The following is a 13,761-nucleotide window of genomic DNA, read 5'->3' as shown; positions in this document are numbered from 1 at the left end:
GGCACGTATTCGGAGGCCCGCCATTGTCTTGATGGCGGGCCTTCGGGCGGCCGAAGCCGCTAGGTCCATCGGCTACTTGTTGCAATTTTGCACGGTCGAGGTCGTTGCGCCACTTGCAGTGTTGTTATCGATGTCATTGCCTGCGGCGTCCTTGCAACGGTCGGTCATGCCGTTCGATTTTGTAGTCGAGTTTGTGGAATTCGGATCGGTTGGCACGGCCGCATTCCCGCTGCCAGTGCCATTGCCAGCGGCGCCGCCGCTGCCAACAGTTCCAGTACCAGTTCCATTACCCGTGCCAGCCGTGCCGCCAGCACCCGTTCCATTTGTCTGCGCCAAGGCGGAACCGGCCAAGGCAATAGTTAGCACCGACGCGGCTAGAATTTTCTTCAACATTGGAGTCTCCGTGTTTGAATCGCCGAATTGCGATCGCTTTCCCAACGACAGGTTTTTCTCATTGTTCCCGGCGTAATGGATTGTGATCCGCAGCAGCTTCGTCGAGGTGGACACTCTTGACGGCGCACGAATTGTGATGAGACCTGACAAGGGCAGGATGGGCTTTGTTCAACACCAAAGCGATATGTTGGGCGCGGCTGCATGCATCCGACGCGGATCGCGATGCGGAATGTGGGCAAGACGGGTTACAACAGAAGCGGCGATCAGAGCTGCGAGCGAACCGGCCGCCTTGATGTTAATCTGACGGTTGAATCTCAAGACCATTCCGACGCAGGAGCAGAACGCATGCCGGCTCGATCCGAAGGATTTACAATCGCTCTGGCTCACAACGGGGATGCACGAACGCAGGCGGCCGCTGCGCTCTATCGACACAACATCGAACAAACCGGAATCGATGACCGGGCAGTGATCGGCGCGGAGCTTACCGACCCCTCGGGAAAGATCTGGGGTGGAATTTGGGGCAGAACGGAACTGGGGCTCCTGTTTCTCGACATGTTCTTCTTGCCTGAAAATTGCTTGGCCGATCCTATGGATCACAGCTTCTTATGGCGATTGAGGAGAAAGCCATTAGGCGTGGATGCAAGAGAGCCGTCGTCGAGACGAGCAGTTTCCAGGCGCCTCAATTTTACCGGCATCATGGGTTTGAGGAATTCGGCAAGGTCGAATTCGTTATTCCAGGACACGCCCGCATCTTCCTTCGCAAGAACCTGCAGTAATCTTTGCGGAGGCGCCATCTGCACGAACGGCTGTTCGCCGGCAAAACGCCGGCGCCTTAGCCCTCCCAGCCGTAGCCATCTACTCCCGAATGTCCTTTTGCCCTTTCCATCCGGGAAGCTCGGTCATCGGGCATAGCAGCCGCGGTCGCGCCGGATCGGAGATATCGAGTTTATCCCAGGGAATGCGGTACAGGCCGTCGCGGCGGCGCAGCCGAAACAGGTCGAGCATCGCGATGCCGATGGTCGAGGCCGACAGACGCTCGAACGCGGCGTAGATGCCAACGTGGAATTCAGTAACGACGAGCTCGTCGCCACGCTGTTCGGCGAGAATCTCTTCGATGTGACCGATGCTCTTTCCGCGCTGCGAGAGCACGCGTCGCCCGGCAAGATGTTCGAGGTTGACTGTCCTCATCATCACGCTCCTGGGATGCGCCCGATGACATGATCGCGCAACCAGTCCTGCCAGGCGAAAATCGACGTCTCGCCCACCTCGATGTCACATTCGATGTCGAGCCCGTTGTCCTGCACCTTTTTCCACGCAATCCTGTGTGGCACGGCGTGGCGTTTGCCACCCACCCTCGTCGCCAGTTGCGCCATCCATTCCCCGGGCCGCGCGCCAAGGCGGCGCGCCAAAGTGATGGAGCCGAGTTCTATCGCGACAATCCTTGGTGGTTTGCCCCGCCGCAACTCGGCCACCACTCCGTCGACCTTGCCGATCTTGACCCGCCGGCGGTCGAACACCTGCTTGTCCAGGAGATCACGCATCAATTCCATCATGTGCCTCCGAATATCTGCAGCGGAATCGTCACCACGGCGAGCACGAAGGCAAGCGCGATAATGAAGACAACGGCGGCATTCGAAATGATGCCGTTGCGATGTTCGCCGACATAGCGTTCGTCATTCAGCAGGAAGAGAAATGGAACTACCGTCAGCGGAAGGCTCGCCGCCGTTACCGCCATGGAAAAGATGGTCAGCCTCAGTGGGTCGAGGCCAAGCATGATCGGAATGGCGGCCAAAAACAATGATGCCGTATAGACGGCACTGAAGCCCGGATCATCGCGCGGCTTGCGATCCTCGCCCCAGGTCCAGCCAAAGCCCTGTGCCACCAGATATGCCTGTTGCAACCCTACTTCGAGTGCGGCGCCGAAACAGGCAATGGCGAGCGAGGCAACGAATAGAACGAACCCCCAGAAGCCGAATATAGGGATCAGCATCAACGGCAGTTGGTGATAGTCGTCCACCTGGTCGATGCCGCGCGTCGCGAGAACGAGAGCAGCGACGATCAACACGCCGATCGAAATGGTCCCACCGAAGGTCATGCCCAGCCCGGCGATGGCACGATTGGCCCCAAGGTGGCTTTCATCCCATTTGTCCTCGATAGCTCCCGAGGAATAGAACATGAAAAGATAAGGCGATATCGACGCGCCGAGAATGCTGGCCGCCATGAACCAGTAATTGATGGCATCGTGAGCCGGCAGCGAAGGCACGGCGCTGCCAGCGACCGCTGTCCAGTCGGGCTTTAACATCACCGCACCAACCACGAAGCACAGCGTCACGAGGCCGAGGACCGAAACGCCTTTCTCGATAAAGCCAAACGTGCCTTTCCACAGCAGCAACCATGCCAGCAACGCCACCGGCAGTGCCCACCACTGGAAGCCTATGCCGGTGGCAAGTTCGAGTGCGATGGCCACACCGCCGATCTCAGCGGACAGCACCATGAAATTGACGAGAAGGACGACGAGCAACGGCCATAGAAAGACGTTGAACCCAAATCTTTCACGAATGCCCTCTGAGATCGTGTGATGGCTCATCGCGGCGAACCGACCGGCCATTTCAACCAAAAAGATGATGCATATGGTGCCGAGAACTATGGCCCAGATTAGCTGGAATCCGAAGGCGGCACCCGCCTGCGCCGCCGTAGCCATCGACCCGACTTCGAGGAAACCTCCGACACTGGTGACGACGCCAAGCGATATTTCCAGAAGCTTCTTCACGGCTTTGGTCCGAAAGCGCTGGTGTAAGCGGCGGCGAGCGAGCGCATGGCCGCCCGAAGATCCTGTTGTGCGCTTTTCACCTCAGTGCGATTGTTCACCCGCAATCCCGCCTCGGCATGCGCCACCGCCACCGACAAACTGTTGACTGCTGCCGTCAGTCCTGCTCGCCCGGCTGGTTCAGCGGTCTCGGCCGATCGAATTTGCGCCTCGACATCGGCCAGCGTTTTTCCGACCGAGTGCAGTGCGGCCGTGGCATAGGCGGACGGTGCCGCTCCCTCCACCCAGGCATCCAGTACCATCGATACGGTCTGTGCCGCGGAAGCCGCTGTTCGTGATTGCTGCGCCACCTGATTGGAAGACGAGCATCCGGCCACCCCGGCTAGCATCAGAAGCAAGCACAGCCAGCCAACCGGAAAATGACGGTCGTTATGGGGTACAGCGCGCGTTGGATGCGCCACGCGGATTTCCTCCCCGGCCCGAACCAACTGCGTCCGGCATCAATGATCTAGAGCGCTCGGAGAGCTCGTCAAACGAAACCGACGACGAGCCTGTGAGGTCGGCTAGTTCAACGTAACAAAACGCTCCATCCCGGACAGCCGTTAAAAGAGGGGGGCCCGCGCTTCTCTTTGGCGCGGAGAAGCGCGGGAGATCGGGCTGAGGGGATGACCCGATCGCGCAGCATCAACATGGGAGGGCAACAACGCTGCACGGTTCGAACTTCCAACTGGGCCACTTGTTCCAACTTCAACTGATTAGGCTCATTGCCGTTCTGAGTACTCAATCCATGCGTTTGGGGCCTTTTGAAGGTAGGCCATGGCGAGTTCTCATGGCGTAGAACGGTTTTTGTCGCAACGGCCCATCCATGAATGCGCGCGAGGACCGCGACGACGACCGTCGCCTGACCGTCATGACAGCGCACGATCAATCCAGCCCAAACGCCGCGGAACAATTGTGCCCACTCGTGGTTCCGATGGCACGAAGATGGAGGATATGATGACGGACGCCAAACTCGCTGTGGTGACCGGCGCCTCGAGTGGCATCGGAAGGGAACTCGCAAAGCTGTGCGCTAAAGACGGCTACGACCTGATCATCGCCGCCGACGAGCCGGCTATCCGGCAGGCGGCAGAGGCACTTGAGACCCACAATGTAACGGTCGAAGCCATTGAGGCCGATCTGGCGACCGTCGAGGGCGCCGATCGGTTGATCTCCCAGATCGGCGATCGCGATATCGACCTGTTGTTTCTCAATGCGGGACGCGGGCTCGGCAACGGCTTCGTCGACCAGGACTGGCGAAAAGTCCGCCGGATCATCGACACCAATGTCACCGGAACGGTCTATCTGGCGCATGAGCTCGGAGCCAAGATGGCCCGGCGAGGTCGCGGACGCATCCTGTTCACCGGATCGATCGCCGGCTTCATGCCCGGCACATTCCAGGCCGTCTACAACGGCACGAAGGCGTTCATCGATTCCTTCTCGATCGCGCTCCGCCATGAGCTGAAAGATAGCGGGGTGACGGTCACCGTGCTGATGCCTGGCCCTACGCAGACGCGATTCTTCGAGCGCGCTGAAATGATGGATACCAAGATCGGCACCGATGAAAAGGACAATCCGGCCGATGTCGCCAAAACGGGTTACGAGGCGATGATGGCCGGTGATGAACAGGTCGTCAGCGGTTGGAAAAACAAGCTGCAGGTTGCCGCCGCGCATGTCACGCCGGCAGGCACTTTGGCCGAACAGCACCGTAGGATGGCCGAGCCGGGGCCGGCGTCCAGCGACTGAGCCAATATTTCGCGCCATCAAACGGGCTGGCATTCGCAGAGACCGCATGTGCTGCGCGACGTAATCAATCGCTGCCGCAAGGACGGCACCATCTCGGTCCCCACGGCGTCTGTGTTGGCCTGATCGATCACATCCCGTCTGGCGCGGCGATGAATAAGAGACCGGCTTTCCGGATGGGCCAGACGCATACGCAACGCTGCCTCGAACCTCTTTTGGCCATGGTCCAGAGCGGCGCAATCGATCCCTCCTTGTGATTACCCACCGGGCCGATCTGAAAGCAGGGCCGGATCTCTACAAGACGTTCCGCGACAAGCAGGATGGCTGCATCAAAGTCGTGACGCGGCCTCACAGCAAAGACGGGCAAGGCGACCGACACTCACTGCAATCACAAGGGAACATTCGCGTCGACGGCCGGTTAGGTGCCACTTCCGTAACGGTCACCTGCCGTCAAAGCGAGCCCATGATGAACCACGACCAGCATGACAATGTACCAGACGCAGCGCGTAGACTTGTCGTCGGAAGCATGGCGGGAGGAATTCTCGCCGCTTATGCTTCCACGGCGTCAGCCGATACGGGAACAGTGCCTGCTAAAGCAGGCCCTGCGAGCCCGATGCTCAAACAGAATCCGGTGACGCAATATCACCAGCCGCCGTTCAAGCCACAGGAACAGAAGTGGCCGGGTTTGGCCAGCAAGATGGTGCCGCGCCCGGACCACGGCGAAACGACCTACAAAGGATCAGGCAGGCTTGCCGGCCGCAAAGCGCTGATAACCGGCGGCGATTCCGGTATTGGTCGTGCTGCGGCGATTGCATTCGCGCGCGAGCGTGCGGACGTTGCTTTCGGCTACCTCCCCGAAGAACAGGAAGACGCCGACGAACTGGTGGACCTAATAAAAGCGGCAGGTCAAAAGGCTTGCCGGCGATATCCGCAATGAGGCCTTTGCAGAAAGCTGGCCGATGAAGCAGCAACGCCCCTCGGCAGTCTCGACATCCTGGTCAGCAACGCTGCCCGCCTCACTAGAGTCCACGGTCCTCAAAAAGGGGCGCCAAGGCCACCGCTCCTTAGGCGTGGTGGGCTTTCAGACTGTCTACAGGAGGAACCAATGGCTGGCGATGAAATAGAAAGAAGGCGACTGCAGATGTTGATCGAACAATATCTGGAGACCCGTAAGCGACGGCACGATTTCGTGTCGATTGCGAATGCCGAACTCGCGATCAAGGCGGTCATGCCGCATTGCCCGGTGTCGAGCGCAGCGTTGGCAGAGATGATTGCCGCTGGCGCCGTCACTTACGGCCTTGGCGTCCTATTCGACGCGAGGCAAACCGAGGGCGAACTGCCCGTTGTTTGATAGGCTCATCGCCTGACCAATCGTCGCGCCGTGGCGAAGTTTCGCCCAGCGCTGGAGTACGCCAGACCGGGAGCATGCCAATCGTGCCGGCCGGATCGCAGGCACTTGCCGGCGACGCCGTCTCGGGCCTGGACCCGAATGTCGTCGCATATCTGATGAAAAACCAGTGTCTTTGTGCAGTTACCGGGCTTCTCGTTGGGTTGGCACCGTTCCGCTGTCCTGGTGTCTTGCCAAAGCTGTCGGTTGAACACCGAGCATATTTCGCACGGCCTCGACCAGCGCGGCAGCCCACACGGGTTTTGACAGCATCTTGTGATGACGCAAATCCTGCGGAATGTCGGATGTTGTGTACCCACTGACGAAAACAAACGGAATTCCGCGTTGCGCTAGAAGAGGGACAAGGGCAGCGCTGGTCTCGCCGCCGAGACCAATGTCCAGGACCGCGGCAGATATGACTTCACTCTCGATCAGCTTTTTCGCGCGAGCAACGGACGGCACTGGCCCGGCGATGGCGAAGCCGGCCTCTTCCAGAATTGCGCGGTGCTCCTCCGCGACCAGCCATTCATCTTCGACGATAAGGATACGAGATGCAGTCACGTTTCGCTCTCCCGATGATCAAACGGAAACTCAATCCGCAAGCTCAAACCATCGGAACCGAAAGATGTTTCAAAATTTCCGCCAAGCCGATACTCAATTTCGCCTTTCACCAGCGAAAGACCAAATCCCGTCTTCTCAGGCGGAATGACAGCGGGACCGCCGCTTTCTAACCATTCGAGCTGAAAACCGTGATCCGACGCCGACCAAGTCACGGACACCACGCCGTTTGGCACGGACAAGGCGCCATATTTTCCAGCATTCGTGGCAAGTTCATGGATCACCATGCCAAGCGACAGGCCCTGCTGAGGCTTGAGCCGAATGTCCTCGCCTGTGGTGTTGATGCGTTCCAGCCCGAACGGCTCGACTTCCTGCCGCACGATTTCCTCTACCGAGACCTCTTTCCAGCTTTCACGCGAGAGCACTCCGTAGGCCCGGGCCATGGCGCGCAGGCGACCGATGAGCGCTTCGGCGAAAGCCTCCGAAGAGGGAGCATTTTTCAGGGTCTGACTGGCAATGCTGACCGTAACAGCCAGCATGTTCTTGACCCGATGGTTGAGTTCCGAGATCAATACCCGCTGGTGGGCTTCGGCTTCAGCCATGGTCGTCACATCGACAAAGGTCACCACCACGCCCTGGATTTTCCGCGCGCTGTCGCGGTAGGGGATCAGCCGCACGAGATAGTGGATGCCGTTGCTATCGCGCGGCAGCTGGTGCTCGATCATCTCGCCGGCCCTGAAAACCTGGGCAATATGGTCGCGCAGGTGCGGATAATCGAGCCGGCTGGCAAGATCGGTCAGCGGTCTTCCGATGTCGGTCGGCAGCAAGTTGAAGAACGAAGACGCCGCCGGCGTGAAGCTGCGGATAACCAGCTTGGTATCGAGAAAAACAGTCGCGATCTGTGTGCTCTCGAACAGGTTCTTCAGATCGCTGTTGGCACGATCGAGATCCTCGATCTTGGAAACCAGTTCGGCATTGATGGTGTTCAATTCCTCATTGAGGGACTGCATTTCTTCCTTGGAGGCCTCGAGCTCCTCATTGGAGGACTGGGCTTCTTCGTTGACCGAGACGAGTTCCTCATTGGAAGATTTCAACTCCTCCAACGCGGTCTCATATTCTTCGATCGTCGATTGCAGGCGCTCGCGCGTATCGCGGAGCTCGCGTTCGAAATCAGCAATCCCAGATGCCACCGGCTGTCGAACCTTTAGAGCCTCCAGCCGCGGCTGCGGCTGGCCCACCGGCTCGAACAGGACGAGAAACAGCGGCTCGCCGCTGCCGCGATCAGTCAAGGGCTCGATCGTCAATGTGACGAATTGGACACGATCTTCATCTTCTTCAATGGCTATCGCTTCGCGCACAACCGTGCGCCGGCCCTCGGCGGCTTCCCGCAAAGCGCCGCGCAATTCCAGACGCAGGCCGCTGCGTGCCATTGTGAGCAATTGTCTGCTCGGCACCCCTTGCGGCGGCTCGAGATATTTGCCGGTTCGGACCGAGTAATAGACGACATCTCCATCACCATTGACGACGACGTGAGCCGGAGCGAAGCGTTCGAGAACCTGCGCTTCAACGGTTTGCCTTAGGGAATAAGACAAGCCGCGGCGGGCATGAGTGTCATTGGCGCTGGAAAAATTGCTTGCAGGCGCAGCATTCAACAAGATCGGCAGCCGCGGCGGCGCCGTATGTTCTCGTGCCTTGAATATCCGTTGTTTCTTGTCGACCGGTGCAAACAGATCGGCATGCTGGCTTATGCTCTCGGAGGTGCCAAGGAACAGATAGCCGCCGGGCTTCAGCGAATAGTGGAAGGTCGGAATAACCTGCTTTTGCACATCGGGGCCGAAATAGATCAGCAGGTTCCGGCACGACACCATGTCCATGCGCGAGAAGGGTGGATCACGGATGACGCTGTGCGCCGAGAAGATGCAGAGATCACGTACGCTCTTGCTCAAGATGAAACTTGTGCCGTCATTGCTGAAGAAGCGTTCGCGACGTTCAGGCGAAACGCCCGCAAGCAATGACTCCGGATAGCGCGCCGAACGTGCGATGCCCAACGCCGCGTCATCGATGTCCGTGGCGAAAATCTGGATGCGCGGCACAGCCGAAAGTGTATCCATATGCTCGCGCATCAGCATTCCGATCGAGAAGACTTCCTCGCCGGTTGCGCAGCCGGGCACCCAGACGCGGATCGTATCGTTGGCGTCCTTGCCTTCGAAAAGTTTGGGGATGACGGTTTCTTCCAGGGTCTTGAAAGCGTCCGTATCGCGGAAGAAATTTGTCACGTTGATCAGCAGGTCGCGAAACAGCGACCGCACTTCCTCCGCATTTGAACGAAGCAACTCTATATAGGCATCGATCGCGGTGTTCTGTGTTATTTGCATGCGTCGCCTGACGCGGCGCAAGAACGTCTTGGCCTTGTAGCCCGAGAAATCATGTCCCGAATGGCTGCGCAGGATCGCGTAGATTTCCTCCTGGCCCTTGCGGAGTTTCAAAGCACTGGCCTTGCCATCGTCAGCTTCGAGCTCGTCGAGCAGTTCAAAGCTATGGGCAAATTCCATGAGTTTCGCACCCATCTCATCGGCGGGGATGGCGATATCGATCAGACCGGAACTGATCGCGCTGCGCGGCATGTCGGGATTGCTCGGACCCGACTCGTCGGAGAGTTGCGCCAGCGTCAGGCCGCCATGCTCCTTGATTGCCTTGATGCCCAACGTACCGTCGGAATCGCCGCCCGACAGGACGACGCCGACGGCGTATTCGCCCTGATCCTCGGCCAGCGCGCTGAAAAAGATATCGATGGGCTTGCGCTCCCTGGACACCGAATTCGGTTGGCGCAGCTTTAGGCTGGAATTTTCGATGGTGAGGATCGCGTTGTGCGGCATCACGTAGACGGTGTCAGGATGGATATCCATTGCATCTTCAGCGACACGAACCGGAATTCCGGTGTAAAGCGCAATCACTTCGTGCAGCAGACTTTCCCGTTCCGGGCTGAGATGCGTGACGATCACGAACGCCATCCCGCTCGAAGACGGCATCCCGCGAAAAAATCCCTCCATGGCGGCAATGCCGCCCGCAGAGGCGCCAATACCGACTATGGGGAACCTCGGCAGCTTTTGCATCAATTGTCCTGCTTCAGTGAAATGCAACGCGGCAGCGCTGATTTCGATCCAATGTGTAAACCGTTCCTGGTCGAATTCCCATCCCGCACCGCCGATAGCCACGGAACCGATGGACGCGACCGCCGTTTAAAGCCCGGAGGGCTGCTATGTTATTAGGCATGCGAATTCTGCTCGTCGAGGACGAATTCTTGCTGGCAAGCGAACTTGCCTCTTATTTCAGCGATTGTGGGGCGACCGTTTTGGGGCCGGTGTCGTCAGTCAGCCGGGCTCGACGATATATCGATTCAGCGGACGGGGCGGTGCTGGACATCGATCTTAACGGTGAGACTGTTTTTCCCCTCGCCGATGAGCTGACGGACAGAGGCATCCCGTTCGTATTCTTCTCCGGAAACGATCAGATCACCCTACCGGAGCGGTTCCGGTACACCCAAAACCTCTCCAAGCCGGCCGGGTTCAGGACGGTTGCCGGGATCCTCGCCGCGCAATCAACAGCGCTTGGTGAAGACAATGTTTTCCGCGCTCTTCCAAAACTGAGGCTGTCCGCGCGGCTGCTGCTGGGCGACCCACAGGCGGCCGATCGCCTCGTCGAACGGACATTGAAGGCGGCGCTGGAGGAGCGGTTGTCGACGCGGCATGACCTTCCCTTGAGCGAATGGCTCAATACACTCATGGAGGAGGTGCTCCGCAACGACAGGTCTGGCATCATGAATTAAGATTGTCCGATAGTTTGCCGCAGGCCGCCCTGTCGACCGCCCCCGCTACGGTACCCCTCCCCAAGAGCGCTTCGCTTCGTCTTGCAAATACGGCCGCATTCCTGCTAGAAATCCTCGTGGCCAAACCTCCGCAAACCAAACCTGACTCATTCCGCGATCCTGTTGAGGGCGACGCACTCGCAGCGCTGCTCGACGAAATCGCGGAAGAGGAAACACCTGAACGGCTGTTGAAGCTCGCCCTTGAGCTGCAGCAGCAACTGCTGTTGTCAAAGCAGCTGAAAAATCCCAACTGAACGGCCTGCAGCTAGGCATCTTGATGTGCCTCGAGTTCCACGATGGCGTGATCGCCTCGTTCGCCAGACCGATGCTGCTGCGGTAATCTTTCTGCGCTCGATGTGGGCGAAACCCAGTCTCAATAGCTCAGCGGTTCCTGCGCCCAGAAGGCCCTGATCCCATCATGACGCCGATGAGACGACCAGGAAGATCAGGCCAACTTGGGTCGCAGCCCAAGGTCGATCACTGCTGCCCTGGCATCTCGGTATTTTCTTGCGGGTTCTTTTTAACGCCGGGCGCGGGTGATGTCTCGGCGGGGGCATTGCCGCCTTGGTTCTGTTCCGGGGTGCGCTTTACTGGCGATGTCTGCCACGATCCGCCTGAAAGGGGTATGAACACAAAGAAGGCTAGCAGTGCGACGAAGATCACAGCCGCAATGACGACGCCCCACCCGAGTACATTTCGGGTGCCACGCTGTTCTTCCTTCCGGGACACATGCTCCGTCATCACTGGACTCCTTTGTGTCATTCGATGAAGTACAAATTTATCGTGCAGATCGACCGCACGGTCTGCTCTTCCCCGACGCGTGCCGCCGGCACAGCCGAAGAAGCTGAAGCTAATCTTCTCCAGCTTTTCGGCTGCCTGGTTTGGCGGCCCGCTTTGGGGCTTTCGGCACTGCCGGTTTCCGCTCGGGTGCAGGCGGATTGATCGCCTCGTGCGCCAAACGGGCTTTGCGCAATCGCGCCGTTTTCTCTTCCCGCGCCTTGCGCTCGGCTTCCATTACGCCTTGTGCGTAGAGGGTGGCTCGTGCGTCTCTGTCGTTTGCGGATCCACTGGCCGCCATAGTCAGCCCTCCGCCTTGTAATTTCTTGCTTCCTTCTTGGCGCCGTCTTTGCCGTGCTCGGCTGCAAGCTCTTTGGCCTGCCCGGGTGACACGTCGGTGACTTCGGCCAACTTGATTGCCTCTTTTTCAGAGAGATCACTGTCCTTTCGCGTGGGGTTCCTTGTCATCGCAGATCTCCTATCAGAGCCCAAACGACCGGACCGGCGGTGTGTTCCGTGGAACCTTCGATAGTCCACCGATTGAGGCGGGCTATCGCGCTTCCGGCAACGAGCGAAAAGTTTCTGATGCGGGCTGACAAGGTACATGATCAGCTTCAAGGCCTTTCGAACTGCTAGGCCAGCCGGGTTATTGCCGGGCTATGACCGTGTGGGACGCGTGACACACGGACGGATTCAGGCATCGATGCCAGGCGCTAGTTCTCGCCCGCGAGCGTGGCGAGAAATGACCGCCGCCATTCTGCTGCGTCATTGCGCCTGATGCGCTTGAGCAGTGCACTATGCCTTGCAATTCTTTCCTCAAGCGGCATCGCGAGCGCTTTTGCGATCGCATCGGCAACCTCGTCGACCGCATACGGGTTCACGATCAAGGATTCGGCAAGTTCTTCAGCCGCACCTGCAAAACGCGACAAAATCAGCACTCCGGGGTCGGCTTCGTCCTGCGCGGCTATGTATTCCTTGGCGACGAGGTTCATTCCGTCACGCAGGGGCGTGACCAATCCGACCTGGCTAGCGCGCAACAGGCCAGCAAGCCGAGAGCGTGATACGGCACGGTGGATGTAGCGGATCGGGGTCCAAGCCAAATCCGCGTATCTTCCGTTGACCGCGCCGGCGGTTGCTTCAAGCTGGGCCCGGATGTCGGCATAGGCGCTGACCTCCTCGCGCGTCGGCGACGCAATCTGCAAATAGGTTGCCGCCCGCTCGTGTTCCGGATGCCTTTCCAAAAGACGCGCGAAAGCCTGCATGCGGCCGGGGAGACCCTTGGAGTAGTCCAGCCGATCGACGCCGATGATTTGCTTGAGGCCCAGAATCTGGCGGCGCATGGAATCGATCTGCACATCCTCCGCCGCCTCATTGGCCATGCGTGCGATTGAATCGACGTCGATGCCTATCGGAAAACACCTCGATAACACCGTGCGGCCGTTCATCTCAGCCGAACCATTGATATCAAAAGTAGTGGAGTTGGCCGCCTGCACTGAGCGCCGGAAATTCCCCACGTCCGTTTCGGTCTGGAACCCCACGACGTCATATTGAAGCAGATCATCGATGAGTTCTTCATGGTCGGGCGTGGCTACAAACAGGTCGGGCGGCGGGAACGGTATGTGAAGAAAAAACCCGATCCGATTCCGGACTCCCAGCCGCCGCAACTGGGCGGCCAAGGGGATAAGGTGGTAGTCGTGAACCCACACCAGGTCGTCGTTGCCCGACAGCAGTCCTGCGAGCGCCTTCGCGAACCGCGCATTGATCTGCCGGTAGGCGTGTAGAAACTCTGCCCGGTGGTTCACCAGGTCGAGTCGGTAATGAAAAAGCGGCCACAGCGTGCTGTTGGCATAGCCATTGTAATAGAGCGAATACTCCTCATAGGGCAGGGTAAGCGCAGCCGTCTCGATCTTTCCCACCCGTTCCAAGCGGATCAGCGGTTCGTCGCTCGCGGCGTAGTCCTGATACTCGGCGCTTGCTCCTAGCCACAGGCCTCCACGCTCGGCCAACGCATCCCCGATGCCTACAGCAAGTCCGCCGGCTTGCGACAGATCGCGAATGTTCCCCAGCCTGTTCGAGACGACAACCAGACGACGCGGGATGGCGCGATCGCCAGTTAGCTCAGCCTCCCCACCTAAGGCGTCGCGCTCAAGGGGATCACCAACCGTTTGCGAGGCCTCGTTGAAAATTTCATCCGGTCGCTGCAACAAGAGCAAATCCTGAGCGTGAAGATCGCTT

The 13,761-nt window shown here is 58.9% G+C and carries 16 protein-coding genes; 7 read left to right on the top strand and 9 right to left on the bottom strand.

Translation table 11 applies throughout. The features are described 5' to 3' along the window. Window positions 1-72 precede the first annotated feature (72 nt). Window positions 73-393 carry a hypothetical protein gene (locus NLY33_RS14610; RefSeq protein ID WP_031195797.1) on the bottom strand — a complete coding sequence of 107 codons (321 nt, stop codon included), beginning with the start codon at window positions 391-393 and terminating at the stop codon, window positions 73-75. 605 nt (window positions 394-998) lie between these two features. On the opposite strand from NLY33_RS14610, the gene NLY33_RS14605 reads away from it, so the two are divergent. Beyond that, on the top strand, window positions 999-1,169 hold the full coding sequence (locus NLY33_RS14605) for a GNAT family N-acetyltransferase (RefSeq protein ID WP_245260973.1): 171 nt from the start codon (window positions 999-1,001) through the stop codon (window positions 1,167-1,169). 79 nt (window positions 1,170-1,248) lie between these two features. On the opposite strand, the gene NLY33_RS14600 is transcribed toward NLY33_RS14605, so the two are convergent. The 4 genes from NLY33_RS14600 to NLY33_RS14585 are packed head-to-tail and all read right to left on the bottom strand — an operon-like array spanning window position 1,249 to window position 3,621. Beyond that, window positions 1,249-1,584: a hypothetical protein gene (locus NLY33_RS14600; protein WP_286438738.1), complete on the bottom strand. Its 336-nt coding sequence runs from the start codon at window positions 1,582-1,584 to the stop codon at window positions 1,249-1,251. Further along, window positions 1,584-1,946 (bottom strand): hypothetical protein, encoded by a 363-nt coding sequence (locus NLY33_RS14595; protein ID WP_245260609.1) that lies wholly within the window; start codon window positions 1,944-1,946, stop codon window positions 1,584-1,586. Before NLY33_RS14595 ends, NLY33_RS14600 begins: the two co-directional genes overlap by 1 nt. Beyond that, window positions 1,943-3,163 carry an NRAMP family divalent metal transporter gene (locus tag NLY33_RS14590; protein WP_023668066.1) on the bottom strand — a complete coding sequence of 407 codons (1,221 nt, stop codon included), beginning with the start codon at window positions 3,161-3,163 and terminating at the stop codon, window positions 1,943-1,945. The genes NLY33_RS14595 and NLY33_RS14590 overlap by 4 nt, the downstream gene beginning before the upstream one ends. Then, entirely contained in the window at window positions 3,160-3,621 is a 462-nt protein-coding gene (locus tag NLY33_RS14585; RefSeq protein ID WP_245260972.1) for a hypothetical protein, read from the bottom strand. Before NLY33_RS14585 ends, NLY33_RS14590 begins: the two co-directional genes overlap by 4 nt. Window positions 3,622-4,153: 532 nt before the next feature. Here NLY33_RS14585 and NLY33_RS14580 point away from each other — a divergent pair. From NLY33_RS14580 to NLY33_RS14570, 3 genes are all read left to right on the top strand, one after another. Beyond that, window positions 4,154-4,942: an SDR family NAD(P)-dependent oxidoreductase gene (locus tag NLY33_RS14580; protein WP_023704634.1), complete on the top strand. Its 789-nt coding sequence runs from the start codon at window positions 4,154-4,156 to the stop codon at window positions 4,940-4,942. Window positions 4,943-5,192: 250 nt separating this feature from the next. Then, complete coding sequence (locus NLY33_RS14575; RefSeq protein ID WP_280804108.1) at window positions 5,193-5,876, top strand: SDR family oxidoreductase; 684 nt, start codon at window positions 5,193-5,195, stop codon at window positions 5,874-5,876. Window positions 5,877-6,044: 168 nt separating this feature from the next. Then, window positions 6,045-6,290, top strand: coding sequence for a hypothetical protein (locus tag NLY33_RS14570; RefSeq protein ID WP_023687844.1), 246 nt, complete (start codon window positions 6,045-6,047; stop codon window positions 6,288-6,290). 180 nt (window positions 6,291-6,470) lie between these two features. Here NLY33_RS14570 and NLY33_RS14565 read toward each other — a convergent pair whose 3' ends face one another. Together NLY33_RS14565 and NLY33_RS14560 are read right to left on the bottom strand one after the other, a co-directional pair. Beyond that, window positions 6,471-6,887 (bottom strand): response regulator, encoded by a 417-nt coding sequence (locus NLY33_RS14565; RefSeq protein ID WP_023668061.1) that lies wholly within the window; start codon window positions 6,885-6,887, stop codon window positions 6,471-6,473. Beyond that, window positions 6,884-9,997, bottom strand: a complete 3,114-nt coding sequence (locus NLY33_RS14560; RefSeq protein ID WP_023704632.1) for a CheR family methyltransferase — start codon at window positions 9,995-9,997, stop codon at window positions 6,884-6,886. Before NLY33_RS14560 ends, NLY33_RS14565 begins: the two co-directional genes overlap by 4 nt. A gap of 158 nt (window positions 9,998-10,155) precedes the next feature. On the opposite strand from NLY33_RS14560, the gene NLY33_RS14555 reads away from it, so the two are divergent. Together NLY33_RS14555 and NLY33_RS14550 are read left to right on the top strand one after the other, a co-directional pair. Next, the gene (locus tag NLY33_RS14555) at window positions 10,156-10,710 is read left to right on the top strand and encodes a response regulator (protein WP_050588792.1); all 555 of its coding nucleotides are present in this window, start codon (window positions 10,156-10,158) and stop codon (window positions 10,708-10,710) included. 2 nt (window positions 10,711-10,712) lie between these two features. Further along, entirely contained in the window at window positions 10,713-11,003 is a 291-nt protein-coding gene (locus tag NLY33_RS14550; protein WP_031197822.1) for a hypothetical protein, read from the top strand. 223 nt (window positions 11,004-11,226) lie between these two features. Here NLY33_RS14550 and NLY33_RS14545 read toward each other — a convergent pair whose 3' ends face one another. Next, on the bottom strand, window positions 11,227-11,490 hold the full coding sequence (locus NLY33_RS14545) for a hypothetical protein (RefSeq protein ID WP_023681159.1): 264 nt from the start codon (window positions 11,488-11,490) through the stop codon (window positions 11,227-11,229). Between the two features lie 24 nt (window positions 11,491-11,514). Between NLY33_RS14545 and NLY33_RS14540 the strand changes: the two genes are divergently transcribed. Continuing rightward, complete coding sequence (locus NLY33_RS14540; RefSeq protein ID WP_023707700.1) at window positions 11,515-11,691, top strand: hypothetical protein; 177 nt, start codon at window positions 11,515-11,517, stop codon at window positions 11,689-11,691. 548 nt (window positions 11,692-12,239) lie between these two features. Here NLY33_RS14540 and NLY33_RS14535 read toward each other — a convergent pair. Continuing rightward, the gene (locus tag NLY33_RS14535) at window positions 12,240-13,733 is read right to left on the bottom strand and encodes an alpha,alpha-trehalose-phosphate synthase (UDP-forming) (protein WP_023704631.1); all 1,494 of its coding nucleotides are present in this window, start codon (window positions 13,731-13,733) and stop codon (window positions 12,240-12,242) included. Window positions 13,734-13,761: the final 28 nt, after the last annotated feature.

Source organism: Mesorhizobium sp. C432A, from assembly GCF_030323145.1.
Taxonomy (GTDB): Bacteria; Pseudomonadota; Alphaproteobacteria; order Rhizobiales; family Rhizobiaceae; genus Mesorhizobium.
This window is presented reverse-complemented; position numbering and strand designations above follow the sequence as displayed.